Consider the following 19,947-nt stretch of genomic DNA (forward strand, 5'->3'; position numbering starts at 1 on the left):
GGTGAATTTTTTATTTCTTTCAGTTTACCTATCTCAATGGTGAGCGGAAGAGGTTGATGAAAGTTGTACTGCTTTTTTCTCATTTTTTGCTACGGAATAAGTCAGATTTAACGAGTCAATAGCCTCATAAAGAATGACAAGCATAACGAGCAAAAGTGATATTATCCTTGCTCTTATTTAATGCGAGCGTGTGAGTTTTTGATGAGAAATGAATTTGTTTCTATAGGATTAACCAATCCTAAAAGCACTTCAAATGTCGGCTCTGTAATGAGGGCGGCTGGGTGTTATCAAGTGGACCAGGTTTTGTATTCTGGTAGTCGTTATGATCGGGCTGCGAAGATGTCGACAGATACTAAGAAAGCCACTTCATCCATTCCTTTGATCAATATAGATAGCCTTGGTGCCGATAATTTAATTGATGCTGTGGATTCCGATACCAAAATAGTGTGTGTCGATTTGATTCAAGGCGCGACACCCTTACCGGCCTTCAGTCATCCTGAAAAAGCTATATATATCTTTGGTCCAGAAGACGGCACGATAGGCCAAAAAATTGTCGATAGAGCCGATTTTGTGGTGTTTGTCCCAACAGTGGGTTGTATGAACCTTGCCGCCTCGGTCAATGTATTGCTCTATGACCGCTTGGCAAAGTCTGCACGGGCAACGGCAGGAGATGAGCTAATTCGTCAGAGTAAAGATGTGAATAATAACGTTAAAGTACGCCTTAACGTTTGAAGGTGAAGCGGCTCAATGTAAGGAGGCGTTGTTTTCTTATCCATTACTTTCCATATAGTTAGCATAATGCTGACTGTGATAAATCAGTATCAATGTAAAAATGTCTCTTAAACCTAATGGCTATATTAGGAGGTAGACAAGCGCTTTGTTTTTCTTATTTTTGAACACCATCTTGTTCTCTGTTACTTCCTTCTAGCCATCGTGGAATTTGTTTGATGAGAGAGAAGGAACGTATCCGAATGGAGCCTATAAAACGAGTTGTGCTTGCTATTTTAACTTGTTCTGCGCCTTTCGTTTATGCCGCTGACACTCCCTTTACTCCGTTAGAACCTTTGAGTGCGGAGTTAGAATTGGGTGTCATTGCAATTACTGGCAATACAGAGAGTACGGCACTAAAAGCGAAGGCGACGATTAAACAGGATTTTGAAGCTTGGAAAGCGAAGTATCAGTTAGATACGCTTTATAAAAAAGGTAAAAATGAGGGCGAGGCTGACACTAGAACAACGGCTCAAAAACTATTTTTATCTGCCCAGAGTGATTATAAATTAAGCAGCGAGAATACTTCTGTCTTTGTCTATGGATCCTATACTAGAGATCGTTTCAGTGGCTATAAATATCAGAATACTGTATCGGTTGGTTATTCTGCGCGGTTGTTGGCGAATGAAGACTCTTTTTTAGATTATAGCATTGGTCCTGGTTACTCATTTAGTAAAACGGATAAAGGTGCTGAAGACGAAATGGCAATAGTGCATGTTGAAGTTCAATATGAATATACGCTTAGCCCCAATGCCACATTTAAACAAGTCCTTAGTACCGAAGCTGCGTTACAGAGTGACAAAAACACTCGCTCTAAATCAGAGACTTCCCTTAGTGTAAAACTGAGGGATGACCTGAGTATGAAAGCCGCTTATAGTCTTACTCATAATAGCCAAGTGTTGAATAATAAAAAGAACACAGATGGCACGACAAGTATCATATTCGCTTATACATTTTGAGATGTTTTTTATGCGCTATCAAGGTATAAAAGTCACTTTGGTGACGGGGTTTTTAGGAGCGGGGAAAACCACGCTTATTCGTCAGTTACTTGAGCAATCGCCTTCTAATGAGCGTTGGGCTGTGTTGGTTAATGAATTCGGCGATATCGGGCTTGATGGTGCTTTTTACGCAGATTTGGGCGTGGCAATCAGTGAGGTGCCGGGCGGTTGTGTTTGCTGCACGACGTCTGCCGCTTTTCAGCAAGGACTGAATAAATTAATTCGCCAATATAATCCCGATCGTATTTTTATTGAGCCATCTGGCCTTGGCCATCCAAAGCAGATCATGCAAAAGTTACGCAGTGATTCTTATCAAGATGTGTTGTTATTGACGGGGGCGTTTTGCGTATTGGACGCTCGCAATTTGAAAGACGAGCGTTACACCAAACACGATATATTTAATGATCAAATAGAATCTGCAGACGGCATTGTATTCAGCCATGTGGATCGTTATCAGCAAGAAGATATTGATCGATTGGAAACTCGATTCGGTAAGCTTACTTCAAAGTCATCAACTTCAAAGTCATCAACCCCTGTTCTTTTCATGTCTGATCCCATGAGTTTGAACGCGGATTCGTTGGATATTGGTCTAGTGGATCTATCGCATGCCTTTCTTACTACAGAAAGTGATTCGAATCACTCTTCCCATCACCATCACCATCACCATCACCATCACCACGTCCATGATGATATTGAAATAGTGAATCTAGACGAACGTTGGAGCTATCATAAACAGCAAGATGCTATGCAGGTGGTCGGTTGGCGTTGGCCTAATTCTGATTATTTTGATAAACAAAAATTAACGTCAGTTATTAAAGAAATGGCTAAGCTTAATGGTGTTTACCGTATCAAAGGCGTATTTGTTACTAACTCAAGCGAAGCGCTTTTTGTGAACGTAGCTAGAGGCGAAGTTGTGATCACAACATCACCTTGGCAGGAAGATAGTCGTTTGGAAATCATCGGCGGAATTGAGGGGGATTGGCTAGGAATTTGCCAAGATTGCTGTGCTGAGTTGCTCTAATTAAGACTTGCTGATTATATTTGCTAGCTTTGTGTTTACTTCTTTTGCCTTAATTCTCTTTGTTTGACTGACAGAACTCTATACTTGGTCTATTTTGTCATTAACTTTGGCACCTTTTGTTATTGAGAGAAAGTCTCCGATAGAGGAACCTTTCTACCATAAGAGGTTCCTATTGGAACAGATGGATAAAAACAATAAGAGGTCATAGGCCATGCCTGAATATAAAGCGCCACTGCGCGATATCAAATTCGTCACTGAAGAAGTTCTCGATTTTCATGGGCACTACGCTAAGTTGCCGGGTGCTGAAGAAGCGACGCCTGATATGGTGGCGGCGATTCTAGAAGAAGGTGCCAAGTTTGCTGAGCGTGTTCTTTCCCCTCTAAACCGTGTTGGTGATCAGCAAGGTTGTCAATTTAAAGATGGAGTCGTGACGACGCCTGAAGGTTTTAAAGAAGCTTATCAGCAGTATGTTGAAGGCGGCTGGCCATCGCTGTCTCACCCTGAAGCAGTGGGTGGACAGGGTTTGCCAGACTCCCTTGGAATGATGGTGACGGAAATGATCGCCACTTCTAACTGGTCTTGGGGAATGTACCCAGGTTTAAGCCACGGAGCCATGAACACTATTGAATTGCATGGTACCGATGAGCAAAAACAAACCTATCTAACGAAACTCGTCTCTGGGGAATGGACTGGCACCATGTGTCTGACCGAACCTCATTGTGGTACTGACCTTGGTATGTTGAAAACCAAGGCCGAGCCACAAGCTGACGGCAGTTATGCCATCACTGGTACTAAGATTTTCATCTCTGCAGGTGAGCATGATATGGCTGACAACATTGTCCATATCGTATTGGCTCGTCTACCAGATGCACCAGCTGGTACAAAAGGCATTTCATTATTTATTGTGCCAAAGCATAACGTCGATGGCTCTGGTGAAATGGCAGATCGCAACCAAGTGTCTTGTGGCTCTATCGAACACAAAATGGGCATTCATGGTAATGCGACTTGTGTGATGAACTTTGATGGCGCGAAAGGCTTTTTGATTGGCGAACCAAACCGCGGTTTGAATTGCATGTTTACTTTCATGAACACGGCGCGTCTTGGTACGGCATTACAAGGTTTGGCACATGCTGAATGGGCATTACAAAACTCTGTGGCTTACGCCAAAGATCGTCTGCAAATGCGCTCTTTATCTGGTCCTAAAGCGCCAGAAAAGGCTGCGGATCCAATCATTGTTCATCCTGATGTTCGTCGTATGCTGCTAACGCAAAAAGCCTTTGCTGAAGGTGGTCGAGCCTTGATTCATTATTGTTCTAAACTGGTGGATATCACTAAGAAGGGCTCTAAAGAAGAGAAAGAAGAAGCGGATGAATTGATGTCCTTGCTGACTCCGATTGCTAAAGCATTCCTGACTGAAACTGGTTTTGAAGCAGCAAATCATGGTCTACAAGTGTTTGGTGGTCATGGCTATATCGCCGAATGGGGCATGGAGCAAAACGTACGTGATTGCCGTATCTCTATGTTGTACGAAGGCACAACAGGAATTCAGGCTTTGGATTTGTTGGGTCGAAAAGTACTCATGACTCAAGGTGCAACACTGCGTCGTTTTACAAAAATCATTCATAAGTTCTGCAAAGAACACAAAGGCGATAAACGCTTAAAATCTTATATCACTGCACTGGATAAGTTAAACGGCGAGTGGGGCGATGTGACGATGAAAATCGGCATGAAAGCCATGCGCAATAAAGATGAAGTAGGCGCAGCGTCTGTCGATTATTTGATGTTCTCTGGTTATGTCGTGTTGGCTTATTTCTGGGCTCGCATGGCTGTGATAGCACAAACCAAGCTAGATGAAGGTACTGATGAAGTTGGTTTTTATACTGCCAAACTACAAACAGCGACTTTTTACTACGAGCGATTGTTACCACGTACACGCGCTCATGCAGAAGCCATGCTGTCAGGTGCTGATAATTTATTGGCAATGGATGAAGATAACTTCTTATTTCTAAACGCATAGTGTCTCACGACGCTAGTGCAAAAAATAAGTGCCGGTATGTTAATACTATCCACACAGACAATAAAGTTTTTACCAGATTAAAAAGGTTTATATTATGAGCGAAGCAAGAGCTGTTTTTGAATCCATGCTAAATCGTTTCGATGCGGATGAAGCAGACGACATGGAAGCGGTGTTTCAATTTGACTTAGACGATGCTGACAGTTATTACTTAAGTATCACAGATGGACAATGTGATATGGGAGAAGGTGAGCATGATGATCCAACCGTCACTTTGAGTATGGATTTAAATACTCTGAAAGAGGTTATGAGTGGTGAACTAGATGGTATGGCTGCTTTTATGCAGGGAAAAATCCGTGCCGATGGTGATATTATGCTGGCGACTAAGTTAACTCAAATTTTCCCTCAGTAAGGGATCTTTTAGCGAATTTATAGCTCTAAAGCTCAACTACACTGCATGTAGTTGAGCTTTTGTACTGAGACTTTACACGATACTGCGCTCGTCAATACTTTGTTAAAAACAGATTCGAAATGCTTATTTATAACTTATAAGCTCTGTGTTCTCGTCTGTTTTGTCTCGTCTTGCTTTCGCTGCAGGTATTGTGAAATAGGCTCATATTCTCCTAAATAAAAAAAACAAATGGAGCTTATTATGACAATGGATACTTCTTCTCCTAGTAATGTAAATATTGGAAAACCGCCGGGCAGCTATTTACCAGAGTCGCTGAATCCACATGGCTATCAGTCATTAAATGATGTCTTAGCATTGGCTACGAAAAAATTTGCTGATCGATCTGCTTTTACCAGTGTGGGTCATACTTTGACGTATCGTGAATTAGGTGAAAAATCTGATGCGTTTGCGGCGTATCTTCAGCATGAAACAGATTTAGTGCCCGGTGATCGCATTGCAGTCCAATTGCCAAATGTTATTCAATATCCTGTGGTACTGTTTGGCGCGGTGAAAGCTGGCTTAATTGTTGTTAATACCAACCCACTTTACACACCAAAAGAGCTTGAGCATCAATTCAATGATGCTGGCGTAAAAGCCTTGGTGGTGTTTGCTAATATGGCGCATAACGTCGAAAAAATATTAGCAAAGACCTCAATTAAGCACGTCATTATCACTGAAATTGCTGATTTTCATCCTCCATTAAAACGCTTACTCGTTAACTCCGTTGTTAAGTACGTGAAGAAAATGGTGCCTGCGTATCATATTTCCAATGCTTTAATGCTTAATGACGTGTTGTCGAAAGGCAAGGGTAAACCAGTAGAAAAAGTAGAATGTACTCCAGAGCAAATTGCGGTATTGCAATACACTGGTGGAACAACTGGTGTGGCGAAAGGGGCAATGCTGACTCATGCCAATTTAGTTGCCAATATGTATCAGCTAAGTTCTAGATTACGATCTATTATTGCTGATAAAAACGAAGTTTATATTGCGCCTCTGCCGCTATACCACATCTACGCTTTTCTGATTCATGGTTTAACCTTGCTGGAGCGCGGTGCTCATAGTGTTTTGATTCCCAACCCTCGCGACTTGCCGGGCTTTATTAAAGAGCTTAAAAAATGGCCATTTACCGGCTTTGTTGGTCTGAATACCTTGTTTGTGGGGCTGTGTAATAAAGCAGAATTCAAAGCACTCGATTTTTCTACTCTTAAGCTAACTTGTTCGGGTGGTATGCCTTTAACTCACGCTGCTGCGGATGAGTGGGAGAGAGTGACTGGTTGCAAAATTGTGGAAGGTTATGGTTTAACCGAAACATCCCCCGTTGTGTCTTTCAATCCGATTGGCAAACAGCGCATTGGTACGATCGGACTACCTGTTTCGGAAACCGATATTAAGATCCAAGGGCCTGATGGCGAAGCCTTGCCACAGGGAGAGTCGGGTATGTTATGCGTACGTGGACCTCAGGTGATGAAAGGCTATTGGAATCGCGAAGAAGCAACCCGAGAAGTGATGACAGAAGATGGCTTTTTAATCACGGGTGATATTGCGATGCAGCATCCAGATGGTTATTTACAAATTGTTGATCGTGCAAAAGACATGATTATTGTGTCCGGTTTCAATGTGTATCCAACGGAAGTGGAAGATTGCCTTTCCTCTCATCCATCGATCCTTGAGTCTGCGGCTATTGGTGTGCCAGACGATAAAACGGGCGAGTCTGTAAAAGCCTTTGTGGTTTTAAGAGCCGATGTTGAAACACTGGATGAAAAGGCTTTGCGCATATATTGCAAAGAAAATCTTGCGGCTTACAAGGTTCCTAAATTTGTTGAGGTTCGTAAAGAGTTGCCAAAGACCAATGTGGGGAAAGTCTTGCGTCGTGCTTTGCGCGAACAAGAGCAGGCTTAAAAGCTTGTGTTAAGACCTTTTGACGTATTGGGAGAGCGATAATGGCACCGGTTAAACGTAAGCTAATGCATCGACGAAGTATCGAATCTTACGGATTCTTACGCGACGACGGTCTTTGGGAAATAGAAGCTACGATGAGAGACCTGAAATCTTACGATGTCAGGCGCGATTTTGATGGAAGCTTGGTGCCGGAAGGTAGCCCTTTTCATGATATTAGCGCTTGCTTGACGCTAGACGATACCTTTTTAATCAAAGAGGTGTCGGTCACTATGGACTCTTGTCCTTTTCCTAACTGCGGAGGTGCAGCGCCTAGTTTTTCGATTCTAAAAGGCACTCGACTTAAACCAGGTTGGAGTCGTTGGCTAAAAGAAACGTTTAGTGGCAAAGTAGGTTGCACTCATGTGTTAGAGCTTTTCCCCGTGATTGCTACAACCGCATTTCAAACAATGTGGGGGCCGCTGGGAGAAAAATATCCTGATCACGTTCCTGTCGCAGTGACTAAATTGATTAATAGTTGCCATGGTTGGTCTGAAGATAGTCCAATGGTTCAAAAATTAGTCGATGAACAAGTACTTAAATTGCCATCAGAGGAGAGTCAGTAATGAGTGATTTTGTTACTGAAAGCGTTGAGTCTGGTGTGCAGATTTTGTGCCTAGACAGGGTGGAAAAGAAAAACGCAATCACGCTAGCTATGTATCAGGCGTTAACCAATGCACTGCGCAGAGCGGAGCTTAACCCCGACATAAAAGTGACCTTGGTTCATGGTGCGGGGAATGACTTTTCCTCGGGAAATGATATTAATGAATTTGTTCAGATTGCCCAAACCCCAGAGAAAATGGAAGCCATTATGGCTTTCTTGCAAGTGTTAAGTAGTTATAAAAAACCTCTCATAGCAGGTGTTGAAGGCCGTGCTGTTGGTATTGGCGCGACCATGTTACTTCATTGTGATTTAGTGCTTGCCTCTCGCGAAGCGCGTTTGCAATTTCCATTTGTGCAACTTGGGTTGGTACCGGAAGCGGCGTCGAGTCATTTATTACCTCAGTTAGTGGGTCACCAAAAAGCATTTGAGATACTGGTCTTAGGTGAAGCCGTTGACGCGGTGCAAGCTCATCAAATGGGACTGGTTAATCACCTATGTGAAGAGGGTGAAGCCTACAAAGTCGCGTTGCATTATGCAGAGAAAACAGCGGCGCTCCCTGTTGAAGCCGTGGCGTTAAGTAAGGATCTTTTGAAATATCGAGCTCAGGATGATGTCCAAATGGCCTTGATGCGAGAAGGTCGAATTTTTAAAGATCGTTTACGCTCAACAGAAGCTCATCAAGCTTTTGCCGCGTTTTTGTCGCGTAATAAGTAAAACCATGTAATTAAAGTTTATGAAGCCTCACTTATCAGTGGGGCTTTTTTGTTATTAGGGCTAGACTAGTTGGGTTGAAAGGGTTCGAACCTTTCTAACAGACAATGCGCCATTTGAATGAAGCGTGAATATTTTTGTCAGTTAACTGGCGCTTTTTTGTTATTGATGAAAAGCATTCCCAAACTACTATAGAGGTTAAATGAAGAGTTCTATTGATAGGGAATATTTGCATGCAATCATTCTTATGAGAATCATAGACTGAATGTATGAAACAGAACTTAATAATAAATACGAGGGGCTTATGAAAATCTTAGTATCTGTAAAGCGAGTCATCGACTACAACGTCAAAGTTCGTGTTAAATCTGACCATACAGCGGTCGATCTAACCAATGTCAAAATGTCCATGAACCCTTTCTGTGAAATCGCCGTGGAAGAAGCTATTCGTTTAAAAGAGAAAGGCATCGCTTCTGAAGTTGTGGTGGTATCTGTTGGTTCAAAATCTTGCCAAGAAACCTTACGCACAGCAATGGCATTAGGTGCAGACCGCGCTATTCAAGTTGAAACAGAAGATGGTTTAGATTCTTTATCTGTCGCCAAACTCATCGCCAAAGTTGCTCAAGATGAGGCCGCTGATTTGGTGATTATGGGTAAGCAAGCAATCGATTCTGATAATAATCAGACAGGTCAGATGGTGGCGGCTTTATTGGATTATCCTCAAGCAACATTCGCATCTGAGATTGTTATTGAAAACGGTGAAGCACAAACGTCCCATGAAATAAAAGTAACCCGTGAAATCGATGGTGGTTTGCAAACCTTGGCGATTACGCTGCCAGCGGTTGTTACCACAGACCTTCGTCTAAACGAGCCGCGTTTTGCTTCTTTGCCAAATATTATGAAAGCGAAGAAAAAACCATTGGATGTAAAAACACCTGCCGATCTAGGTGTGGAAGTTGGATCTAATGTCAGCATCGTTTCTGTTACACCACCGCCGCAACGCGCTGGTGGTATTAAAGTTGGCTCTGTTGCTGAGTTAGTAGACAAACTTAAAAATGAAGCGAAGGTGGTGTCATGAGCGTTTTAATCATTGCAGAACATGATAATAAATCTCTAAAACCTGCGACATTGAACACAGTGACCGCAGCAACACAAATTGATGCTGACGTTCATATATTGGTCGTCGGTTTTGAATGCCAAACTGTTGTAGAGCAAGCATCACAAGTGGCTGGAGTGACTAAAGTCTTAGTTGCTGATAATGCGGCTTATGAACATCAGTTGGCTGAAAATGTCTCTAAATTGATCGTTGAGGTTGCTGATGGGTATGAACACATTTTAGCGCCAGCAACGACGACGGGGAAAAACACCTTGCCACGTGTGGCAGCGCTATTAAATGTGGCGCAACTGTCTGATGTGATTAAAGTCGAATCCACAGACACTTTCGTTCGTCCTATCTATGCAGGCAACGCCATTGCGACGGTTAAGACAACAGACGCAGTAAAAGTGCTGACTGTCCGAGCGACAGGCTTTGATGCCGCAGCAAGCACAGGCGGTAATGCTGAGCGCCAAGTCCTTTCTCAAGTAATTACTTCTGACCGTAGCCGTTTTGTGAAAGAACAACTAGCAGAGTCTGATCGTCCTGAATTGACAGCAGCTAGTGTGATTATTTCTGGTGGTCGCGGCATGGGCAATGGCGAAAACTTCAAGTTACTGGAAGGTGTTGCAGATAAACTTGGTGCCGCCATTGGTGCGTCTCGTGCGGCAGTGGACGCTGGTTTTGTACCCAACGATTTACAAGTGGGCCAAACAGGTAAAACCGTTGCGCCAGATCTTTACATCGCAGTTGGCATTTCCGGTGCCATCCAACATTTGGCGGGTATGAAAGATTCAAAAGTGATCGTTGCTATCAACAAAGATGAAGACGCACCAATCTTCCAAGTGGCAGATTATGGTTTGGTCGCCGATTTGTTTGATGCCGTGCCTGAACTGGAAAAGAGTCTGTAGTCTCTTTAGAAACTAAATTTTACAGCAACTAACTTTCTATATACCGGATGACGGTGAGTCAGATAACCATCGTCATCATAATAAAAATAATTGGAGACCAGCATGATTTTCGAAGGACAAGCAGTCAAGGTTGCAGTCGATGATGCCAGCGTGGCAACCGTCACTCTGGATTTGGTCGGTGAATCGGTCAATAAATTCAATAGTCTTACCTTGAATGAATTGGCCGAAGCCGTTACTGCGCTAAAACACATTGATGACCTGCAAGGCGTTATCTTTGCCAGTGCAAAAGACGTTTTCGTTGTGGGCGCGGACATCACAGAATTCACGACTTGGTTCAAACTTGAAGACGACGATTTAGCCGATAAATTGCGTCACGCTCACAGTATTTTTAATGACATTTCGAACCTATGTTGCCCAACGGTAGCGGCCATTAATGGTATCGCACTTGGTGGTGGTATGGAGTTGGCGTTGGCGTGTGATTATCGAGTCATGGCTACGACAGCGAAAATAGGTTTGCCGGAAACGCAATTGGGTATTTACCCAGGTTGGGGCGGTACGGTTCGTCTGCCTCGCCTGATTGGTGCGGATAATGCTTGTGAATGGATTTGTGGTGGCGCTCAGAAACGCAGCGAAGATGCCTTTAAAGATGGCGCGGTTGACGCGGTTGTTCCAGCTGAAAAAGTCAATGAATCCGCTCGTCATCTTATCCAGCAAGTGCTTGACGGTAAGTTGAATTATCATGCTCGTCGCGATGAATTACGCGCGCCGATGGAATTTACACCGATTGAAAAAATGATGGTTTTTGAATCAGTTCGCGGTGTAGTTGGTGCGAAAGCGGGTAAACATTACCCTGCGCCAATGGCAGCGATTAAAACCATTGAAAAAGGCATCAGCCAAGATATGGAAAAAGCCCTTGATACCGAAATCAAAGGCTTTATTAAACTTGCCAAAAGCCCAGTAGCCAAATCCTTGGTGAACTTATTCTTAAGTGATCAACAAATTAAAAAAACAGCAGGCAAATACGCGAAAAATGCGACGCCTGTGAAACAAGCCGCGGTATTGGGTGCAGGCATTATGGGCGGTGGTGTTGCCTATCAGTCTGCGTCAAAAGGTACGCCAATTATCATGAAAGACATTCGCCCTGATGCTTTAGAGTTAGGCTTGAGCGAAGCGAATAAACTGTTTAATGGTCAAGTAGAGCGCGGACGTTTAACCACCGAAAAAGCCTTTAAAGCCATGAACGCAATTGTTCCTGCGTTGAGCTATGGCGAATTTGAGCACGTTGATCTAGTCGTCGAAGCGGTTGTTGAAAACGTTAAAATCAAAAAATCGGTTTTGGCAGAAGTAGAAACCAAAATTGCCGACGATGCTATTTTGACATCGAACACTTCCACAATTTCCATTACTGAATTGGCAAAAAATCTAAAACGCCCAGAAAATTTCTGTGGTATGCACTTCTTTAACCCAGTGCATCGTATGCCTTTGGTAGAAGTTATTCGCGGTGAAAAAACCAGTGATGCAGCTATCGCCAAAACCGTTGCTTATGCTCAAGCCATGGGTAAAACACCGGTTGTGGTAAATGACTGCCCAGGGTTCCTTGTAAACCGTGTGTTGTTCCCTTACTTCGCTGGTTTCTCCTTGATGATGCAGGAAGGCGCGGATTTCCAAGTGGTTGATAAAACCATGGAAAAATTCGGTTGGCCAATGGGGCCAGCTTATTTGCTGGATGTGGTTGGTATCGACACGGCTTATCACGCGGATCAGGTCATGGCAGAAGGATACCCGGATCGTATGAAGCACGAAGGCACCAATGCCGTAGATCGTTTGTTTGAATTAGAACGATTCGGTCAGAAAAACGGTAAAGGTTTCTATTCGTATGAACCAGATCGCAAAGGCAAACCGAAAAAAATCTTTAATGCTGAAATTGATGTTTTGCTTTCCTCCGTTGTGGTGTCGAAATCTGAATTGAGTGAAGACGATATTGTTGCGCGAATGATGATTCCACTTTGCATTGAGACAGTGCGTTGTCTTGAAGAAAACATCGTGGCATCGGCAGCAGAAGCCGACATGGGATTGATTTACGGTATTGGCTTCCCTCCATACCTTGGCGGTGCTTTGCACTACTTAGACCAAATGGGACTGCAGGCCTTTTGTGACCTTGCAGACAAATACAGCCACTTAGGTAAGTTGTACGAGCCAACCGCAAAAATGCGTGACATGGCGAAAAACAACGACACTTACTACGGCGCATAATTTCCCATAGGCTAGAGGAGAATTTCCATGAAACTGAATCCAAATGATGTCGTCATTATCGACGCTGTTCGCTCACCAATGGGTAAAACGAAAAATGGCGTATTTCGTAATGTACGAGCAGAAAATTTATCGGCAGCGCTTGTAAAAGAACTGTTCAAGCGTAATCCAAATGTGGATCAAAAAGACGTTGAAGATTTGATCTGGGGTTGTGTTAACCAAACCCTAGAACAAGGCTTTAACATGGCGCGTGCAGTGTCCTTGTTGGCGGGCTTGCCGATCACTTGTGCGGCGCAAACCGTGAACCGTCTTTGTGGTTCGTCTATGTCAGCCATCCATACGGCAGCTCAAGCTATTATGACAGGACACGGTGATGTGTTTGTCGTCGGTGGTGTTGAACACATGGGCCACGTTGGCATGATGCACGGCGTTGATGTAAACCCAGCGTTATCAAAACACATGGCGAAAGCTTCAATGATGATGGGCGTTACGGCAGAAATGCTAGGCAAAATGCACGGCGTTAGCCGTGAAGCACAAGATGCCTTTGCGGTGCGTTCACATCGTCTTGCTCATGAAGCGACTTTGCAAGGTCGTTTCAATAACGAAATCGTATCTATTGAAGGCCATGATGCCGATGGCAACAAGATTCTAGTAGAAGTGGATGAAGTGATTCGTCCAGAAACGTCTATGGAATCTTTAGCGGGTTTGGCGCCAGTCTTTATGCCGAAAGTCGGTACGGTAACAGCGGGTACGTCTTCTGCTTTGTCTGACGGTGCGTCCGCTATGCTGATGATGTCTGCGAAAAAAGCCGAAGAGCTTGGCTTAACGCCCATTGCTAAAGTGCGCAGCATGGCTGTAGCGGGTTGTGATCCGGCGATTATGGGTTACGGTCCAGTACCTGCGACTAAGAAAGCCCTTAAGCGTGCTGGTTTGACAATAGCTGATATTGATATTGTCGAGCTAAACGAAGCCTTCGCAGCTCAGTCTATTCCAGTACTAAAAGATCTTGGTTTGCTGGATCTTGTTGACGATAAAGTGAACTTGAATGGCGGTGCGATTGCCCTTGGTCATCCACTTGGTTGCTCTGGTACGCGTATTTCCACTACCTTGCTAAACGTGATGCGCGAAAAAGACGCGACGGTTGGTCTAGCAACCATGTGTATTGGTATGGGGCAAGGTATAGCGACAGTGTTCGAACGCGTGTAAATGCACGACTACTGTGGATGTCATGTCAGGGCTTTAATAAGTCTGAAATTGTAATCTCTGTCTTTAGCCCCGCCTTTGCGGGGCTTTTTTTGCTCTGGTGTTTTTTACAATCTTGGTCGATGATAAGCACCATTAACCAAGTGACATCAGATAAGTAAACGAGGATTGTTTCGTGAAAATAGCAATATTAGATGACTATCAAAATGCTGTTAAAGGCCTTACGTGCTTTGATATTTTGCAAGGCCATGATGTGCGTGTATTTAATGAGACTTTTACAAATACCGAGGATTTAGTCGCCAATTTGAAGGATTTTGAGGCGCTGGTTTTGATACGTGAACGTACGATTATTTCGGAAGAATTGCTCGCTTATTTGCCTAATTTAAAACTGATTAGCCAAACAGGAAAAATCAGTAATCACATTGACGCCAAGCTTTGTCATAAATACGGAGTTGCTGTGGCGGAGGGCGTTGGCTCTCCGGTTGCTCCATCTGAATTATGCTGGGGTTTGATTATGGCGGCGAGTCGACATATTCCCGAGTATGTAGCGCAGTTTTCACAAGGCCATTGGCAGCAGTCTGGTTCCTTGGGATTGGGGCGAGTATTAAACGGATCTGTTTTAGGCATTTGGGGATACGGTAAAATCGGCCAACGAATCGCGCAGTATGCAAAGGCTTTTGGTATGGATGTGATGGTTTGGGGCAGTGAAGTCTCTAGATCGCTTGCAAAAGAACATGGGTTTTTAGCTGCTGAATCGAAAGAGGGTTTCTTTCAATGCGCCGACATTGTTAGTTTGCATTTGCGACTCAATGACGCCACTAAAGCCATTGTGACGCAGGCGGATTTGGCCTTGATGAAGTCTGACTCTTTGTTGGTGAATACCAGTCGTGCAGAGCTAATTGAAAGCGGTGCTTTGTATAGTGAAATGTCATCGAACCCGAGTAAACGTGCAGCCATCGACGTGTTTGAAACAGAGCCTGCGAATGCGAATAATGAGCCTTTGCTGTCTCTGTCAAATGTACTTTGTACGCCACATATTGGTTACGTTGAAAAAGCCAGCTATGAGCTTTATTTCAAAATTGCGTTTGAAAATGTTATAGCGTTTGCTAATGGTAAAGCGGAAAATTTGGTTGTGATCGATAAAACTAAATGTGTTTAGTGTAGAATTAACGCTGAAAACCCCTATAGGGATAGGGAGTACAAATAATGGATGGAATTATAGGATCATGAATAAAATGACTTCAGCAGAGCAAAGTATCAATCAGCCAACTACAGCATATGTTTTTGCAACTTGGGCTGCATTGGCTATCGGTGTTTTTGGGTACTTAATTGGGTTATGGAACGCAACACTTGAATTCAATGAAAAAGGCTATTACCTAGCAGTGTTTTTGTTATCTATGTTTGCAGCAGTCACTTTGCAAAAGACGGTTCGGGATAAGGAAGAAGGAATCCCTGTTACAGGGATTTTTTCTAGTATATGTTGGGTAGCTTTTTTAGCAGGGATAGCCTTGTTAATCTTGGGCTTGTTTAATGCTCAAATGCTACTAAGTGAAAAGGGCTTTTACTGCATGGCGTTTGCTTTGTCTTTATTTGCTGTTATCACAACGCAGAAGAATATTCGAGATGTTGCTGGTGCTCCAAATAAAGAAAATCTTAGCTTCTTTAACGCTTCTAAAAAATCTGATACTACCTTAAGTGATGATGATATTAGCAATGAAATCTGAGTTGTCTATTAGGTTCGATTTGAGTTAGTTATACCTTGTGTGGCCAACTTGGAGAACTTTAACAAAGTAAAGTGAAACTGCTTAACCACTTGATCTTTTTGTTGTTAATACAGTCCAGCCGATAAAAAATGAAAAAAGCTCTTTAGTAACGCCATCTACTAAAGAGCTTTATATTTTCTCGTATCATTAAAATTTTTACCTTGATAAAATCAGACTTTAAAGTTTCCTACTTCGCTATTCAGTGTTTTATACAAATTTGTTATTTGTGTGGACTGTTTGTTTATTAAGTTTGAGACATCTTTCACACCATCAGTTTGCTCTTTCAACTCCATCAGGCTTTGATTTATATCATCGGACAGAGTTGCTTGTTCGAGGGTCGCTTGGGCTGTTTTTGATGCCATTTGTTGTACTTTTTCGAAGGAGTGATTAAGAGAGTCAAAGATGTTGATGACGTTATCAAAATTTGACGCAGTATTATCGGCATTATCTCGACTATTTTGAGTGGAGGTAGAGGACTCTTTAACGTTCAGTTTAAGTTGTTCGATGATCGTCTCGATTTCGTCCGTACTGTTTTGAGTTCGAGTTGCTAGTGTTCTAACTTCATCAGCTACGACGGCAAATCCTCGTCCTTGTTCACCTGCACGGGCAGCTTCGATTGCGGCATTTAACGCCAACAGGTTGGTTTGTTCGGCAATGTTTCTAATAACTTCAAGCACAGACGAAATATTTTCTGAGCTTTTTTCTAACTCTTCCGCTCGCTTTAATGACTCTTCAATATTGCTGATTAAGCTCGAAATAGCTTTGTGTGACGTATTTACTGCTAGAATCCCTTGTTCAGTTAATTGACTTGAAGTGGTGGCTTCTGTTGCCGTATCTTTTGCTACTTCCGCCATTTGTTGGTTGGATATGCTCATTTCCTCTCCGGCACTAATCATAGACGTTGAGGCATTAACCAGTGCTTGAGTTATATTATTGGTCGTCTCTGAGGCATTTTTTAATTCTGTTGTCATGCCTCCCAACGCTGAAGACTGTATATGGATATTGCTAATAATGGATCTAAGTTGTTCAACAAAGGCGTCGAATTCTTGGGCTAGATCGCCAAGCTCGTCTTTCGCATTTGAGTTGATTCGCTGAGTCAAATCGCCATCACCTTCGGCAATCTCTCTAATACGACGTCCCATATTCTCGACATTTTTGGTGATTTTGAGGGGAATGATATAGCCAAAAATAAGAGCAATAACAAAGGCTATTGCTGTCACTATCATGGCAATTTCTTGATTGCGGGCAATGTTTTGTTTGGTTATCTCTTCTATTTCTCTGGAATGCTTTCTGACCGCTTCACCAGCTTGATCTAGGAGTGTACGAATAGCGGCAAATTTTTCGTCTGCATTTATTATTTCTTGTGGAAGTTGCTTAGACGTTTGGGCTTCGGGAGATTCAAAATGAAGTAGACTCCCTTCAAACCATTCATTAAAAAGGACATCGAATCCACTATAAGGTTTTGTGAGTTCTGGTTCATGAATAAGGTAGCCTCGATATGCTCTAAACCTTTCCAATGCTTGCGCAGCATTTAGTTTGAAGTCTTCTTTATTACCGGTACGATCGCCAATGCCATTAATGATTCTTTGTTGAGCTAAGCGTGCTTGATATAAATCTCTATCTGCGTTTAAAACTTCGGTGATTGCTTCAACATAATTATTCAGCTCTTCGGCGGAGTTTATTTGATCTTTAATGTCATGGGTGTGAGTTCGTAGTTTTTCACCTGCTTCATCGAGCATATTACGAATGATCTGGAACTTGTTATCTAAATCGATCATTGTTTCTGAAAATTGAATACTACCTTTCGAAGTCGCAATGAGATTCTCGCTTGTTTTAACCCATTCATTATAGAGCGTATTAAAGGATTCAAAAGGAGTCAGCAGTTCTTTGGGTTCGTTTTCCAGGTATTTTCGATAAAGTTGAAAACGATCGAAAACTTGTTGCGCATTTTCCCTGAAGTCGGCTTCGTTACCATTTTTAGGACCTTGACCATCAAGCATTTTTTCTTGTGCAAGTCGGGCTTGATAAATATCGCGGTCAGCATTTAACACCTCTGAAATAGCTTCGAAATAATGCTCAGCCTGTAGTTTCATATTATTTTTTTGCATGCTGCTCATGAGCATCATAAAGGCAAACAAAGACATTAAAATAAGTGAGAGGAAGATAATCGGTAGCATCATTTTGATTCGAATAGAGTGGATACGCATTTATAATCCTTTATCGTTTTGTAAGTTAATTACAGTCTAGGAAAGGATGTTTGTAAGCGCAAAGAAATGATCGAATTTTGATCTAATGTATCTGGTTGTGATTATTTTTTTAACAAAACATGGATAACTAGAAAAGGTGAGAGAGTATGTCTTTCACCTTTTTTGGGAAGGGTTATTTACTTATCAACTATTTCATCGCTTGGGTAATCCAAGGTTGAGTGATTACTTGAGAAGGCTGGCGTTGCATGATGATTTCACCGTGACGTACAGAAAGTAATACTTCACCTTGCTGGCGCAGCACGCTGTAATCATCATGTCCTTCCAGTAAAATAAAGTTCGCCGTGTTGCCCACCTCAATGCCATAACCTTGCAAACATAAAGTACGAGCGCTGTTGTCTGTGATCATATCTAATGCTCGGGCATAGTCTTGATAGCCCATCATCTGACAGATGTGCATGGCGTAATCTAATGTGCGTAGCAGCTTGCCGTTTCCGAGTGAATACCAAGGATCAAAGATAGAATCTTGACCCAAACAGACGTTGATGCTGGCTTCTCTAAGTTCTTTTACTCTCGTTACGCCGCGACGTTTCGGGTAGCTATCAAAACGACCTTGTAAGTGAATACTTTCAGTTGGGCAAGAAATAAAGTTAATACCGGAGTTCTTCAATAATCGAAATAGCTTCGAGCAGTAGGCATTATCATAAGAGTGCATGGCCGTGGTATGGCTTGCGGTGACTTTTGATCCCATATCATGGAACAGGGCTTCACAGGCAAGAAACTCTAAGAAACGTGAGTTTGGATCGTCGATTTCATCACAATGAACGTCGACCAAGCGGTCGTATTTTTTTGCTAGTTCTATTATTAATTTGACGGATTTCTCACCCAGTTCACGTGTGTATTCAAAGTGTGGAATGCCACCGACCACATCGGCGCCTATCTCTAAGGCTTCTTCCATCAGTTTTAAACCATTTGGGTAAGACAGCATGCCATCTTGCGGAAAGGCCACCACTTGCAAATCGATTTTGTCTTTTAGTTCATCACGCAGAGCGCAGAGCGTGCGAACGCCGATTAAAGTCGGGTCTGTGGTATCCGCATGAGTTCGAATGGCTTGTACGCCGTTTTGCACTAAAAGCTCTATTGTTGATAAAGCACGACGTCGAATGTCGACCTCGTTCAGCATTGGCTTACGTTGGCTCCAGCGTTCGATACCTTCGAAAAGTGTACCGCTCTGGTTCCATTCAGGTTCGCCAGCAGTCAACGCGGCATCGAGGTGAATATGTGGCTCGACAAAAGGCGCGCAGACTAATTTTCCCGTGGCATCAATTGCATTGTTGGATGCTGCCAGAGTGCTTTCTTGTGCTTCAATTTTGCTGAAACGACCTTCCTCAATGTGGATGGAGAATAGCTCTGGACGTTGGCGTAAACGGGCGTTGATAATATGCATGAAAACCTCAATTTTGTTGTAGAGCAGTTTGATTAGATTGTTCTGTAATATATGTTCTTACAGTAATGCATTTTGTAAGTAGTGCAATCCTGGGTGCTGGCGTTGCAAATGCCCATGGCTTTTCTAGTGTGATTATTGCCTGATGAAGCAAAAGTGCCCCATAAGAGTGTTAAAGCAAGAAGAAAATTACCGACTAGAATAACTAAGAGTAACTCTGAAAATGAAAAAGCCGTACCCAGCGTTCCACCTGCCCACATAGTTGCAGTGAAGAAGGTAAAACCGAGTAAGAGAAGCATCATTGGTAACAGGCCTCGGCGTTTATTTTTAGGAACTTCAATTAATGGATAATCTGATTGCATCATGGTCATCTCCCTTGATGATTGAGCGAAAGTTGCTTTATGGCAAGCAACTTGTGAACCATTTTTTATCGAAACAGCTTAACTATTTTGGGTTATGGCAAGATGACGAGAAAATATTAAGATTGGTTGGGCAGATTATCCAAACTCTTGATTTTAACACTCTAAAGTTTGTCATAATCGTGTTACAGAATGCACTAAAAGGATGCGGAAAAAGCGAT

The 19,947-nt window shown here is 42.8% G+C and carries 16 protein-coding genes and 1 pseudogene; 14 read left to right on the forward strand and 3 right to left on the reverse strand.

All coding sequences use genetic code 11. The features are described 5' to 3' along the window. Nucleotides 1-201: 201 nt before the first annotated feature. The 14 genes from ACO05V_RS09985 (at nt 202) to yiaA (ending at nt 15,680) form a co-directional block, all read left to right on the forward strand. Entirely contained in the window at nt 202-732 is a 531-nt protein-coding gene (locus ACO05V_RS09985; RefSeq protein WP_421850434.1) for an RNA methyltransferase, read from the forward strand. Between the two features lie 239 nt (nt 733-971). Beyond that, nucleotides 972-1,727 carry a DUF481 domain-containing protein gene (locus tag ACO05V_RS09990; protein WP_421850437.1) on the forward strand — a complete coding sequence of 252 codons (756 nt, stop codon included), beginning with the start codon at nt 972-974 and terminating at the stop codon, nt 1,725-1,727. Between the two features lie 10 nt (nt 1,728-1,737). Further along, complete coding sequence (locus ACO05V_RS09995; RefSeq protein ID WP_421850440.1) at nt 1,738-2,787, forward strand: CobW family GTP-binding protein; 1,050 nt, start codon at nt 1,738-1,740, stop codon at nt 2,785-2,787. Between the two features lie 211 nt (nt 2,788-2,998). After that, entirely contained in the window at nt 2,999-4,804 is a 1,806-nt protein-coding gene (locus ACO05V_RS10000) for an acyl-CoA dehydrogenase C-terminal domain-containing protein (protein ID WP_421850443.1), read from the forward strand. 94 nt (nt 4,805-4,898) lie between these two features. Then, the gene (locus ACO05V_RS10005) at nt 4,899-5,213 is read left to right on the forward strand and encodes an SCP2 sterol-binding domain-containing protein (protein WP_421850446.1); all 315 of its coding nucleotides are present in this window, start codon (nt 4,899-4,901) and stop codon (nt 5,211-5,213) included. Between the two features lie 240 nt (nt 5,214-5,453). Further along, on the forward strand, nt 5,454-7,151 hold the full coding sequence (locus tag ACO05V_RS10010; RefSeq protein ID WP_421850449.1) for an AMP-binding protein: 1,698 nt from the start codon (nt 5,454-5,456) through the stop codon (nt 7,149-7,151). 41 nt (nt 7,152-7,192) lie between these two features. Further along, a complete protein-coding gene (locus ACO05V_RS10015; protein WP_421850452.1) occupies nt 7,193-7,753 on the forward strand; it encodes a DUF2889 domain-containing protein in 561 nt (186 codons plus the stop codon). Next, nucleotides 7,753-8,505, forward strand: coding sequence for an enoyl-CoA hydratase-related protein (locus ACO05V_RS10020; protein ID WP_421850455.1), 753 nt, complete (start codon nt 7,753-7,755; stop codon nt 8,503-8,505). Before ACO05V_RS10015 ends, ACO05V_RS10020 begins: the two co-directional genes overlap by 1 nt. A 301-nt stretch (nt 8,506-8,806) precedes the next feature. After that, nucleotides 8,807-9,577: an electron transfer flavoprotein subunit beta/FixA family protein gene (locus ACO05V_RS10025; RefSeq protein WP_421850458.1), complete on the forward strand. Its 771-nt coding sequence runs from the start codon at nt 8,807-8,809 to the stop codon at nt 9,575-9,577. Next, a complete protein-coding gene (locus ACO05V_RS10030; protein WP_421850461.1) occupies nt 9,574-10,503 on the forward strand; it encodes an electron transfer flavoprotein subunit alpha/FixB family protein in 930 nt (309 codons plus the stop codon). Before ACO05V_RS10025 ends, ACO05V_RS10030 begins: the two co-directional genes overlap by 4 nt. Before the next feature lie 102 nt (nt 10,504-10,605). Continuing rightward, nucleotides 10,606-12,756, forward strand: a complete 2,151-nt coding sequence (gene fadB / locus ACO05V_RS10035) for a fatty acid oxidation complex subunit alpha FadB (protein ID WP_421850464.1) — start codon at nt 10,606-10,608, stop codon at nt 12,754-12,756. A 27-nt stretch (nt 12,757-12,783) separates the two neighbouring features. Next, nucleotides 12,784-13,959 carry an acetyl-CoA C-acyltransferase FadA gene (gene fadA, locus ACO05V_RS10040; RefSeq protein ID WP_421850467.1) on the forward strand — a complete coding sequence of 392 codons (1,176 nt, stop codon included), beginning with the start codon at nt 12,784-12,786 and terminating at the stop codon, nt 13,957-13,959. 172 nt (nt 13,960-14,131) lie between these two features. Continuing rightward, nucleotides 14,132-15,115, forward strand: coding sequence for a D-2-hydroxyacid dehydrogenase family protein (locus tag ACO05V_RS10045; RefSeq protein ID WP_421850469.1), 984 nt, complete (start codon nt 14,132-14,134; stop codon nt 15,113-15,115). Nucleotides 15,116-15,182: 67 nt separating this feature from the next. Then, nucleotides 15,183-15,680, forward strand: coding sequence for an inner membrane protein YiaA (yiaA, locus tag ACO05V_RS10050; RefSeq protein WP_421850472.1), 498 nt, complete (start codon nt 15,183-15,185; stop codon nt 15,678-15,680). Nucleotides 15,681-15,889: 209 nt separating this feature from the next. Here the strand turns inward: yiaA and ACO05V_RS10055 are convergent, their stop codons facing one another. The 3 genes and pseudogenes from ACO05V_RS10055 to ACO05V_RS10065 form a co-directional block, all read right to left on the reverse strand. Further along, nucleotides 15,890-17,926 carry a methyl-accepting chemotaxis protein gene (locus ACO05V_RS10055; RefSeq protein ID WP_421850475.1) on the reverse strand — a complete coding sequence of 679 codons (2,037 nt, stop codon included), beginning with the start codon at nt 17,924-17,926 and terminating at the stop codon, nt 15,890-15,892. Nucleotides 17,927-18,113: 187 nt separating this feature from the next. After that, nucleotides 18,114-19,370 (reverse strand): cytosine deaminase, encoded by a 1,257-nt coding sequence (gene codA / locus ACO05V_RS10060; protein WP_421850478.1) that lies wholly within the window; start codon nt 19,368-19,370, stop codon nt 18,114-18,116. Nucleotides 19,371-19,540: 170 nt separating this feature from the next. Then, a pseudogene (locus tag ACO05V_RS10065) lies at nt 19,541-19,732 on the reverse strand (cytosine permease); the annotation flags it as partial. Nucleotides 19,733-19,947 lie beyond the last annotated feature (215 nt).

The organism is Marinomonas sp. (genome assembly GCF_965225885.1).
Taxonomy (GTDB): Bacteria; Pseudomonadota; Gammaproteobacteria; order Pseudomonadales; family Marinomonadaceae; genus Marinomonas.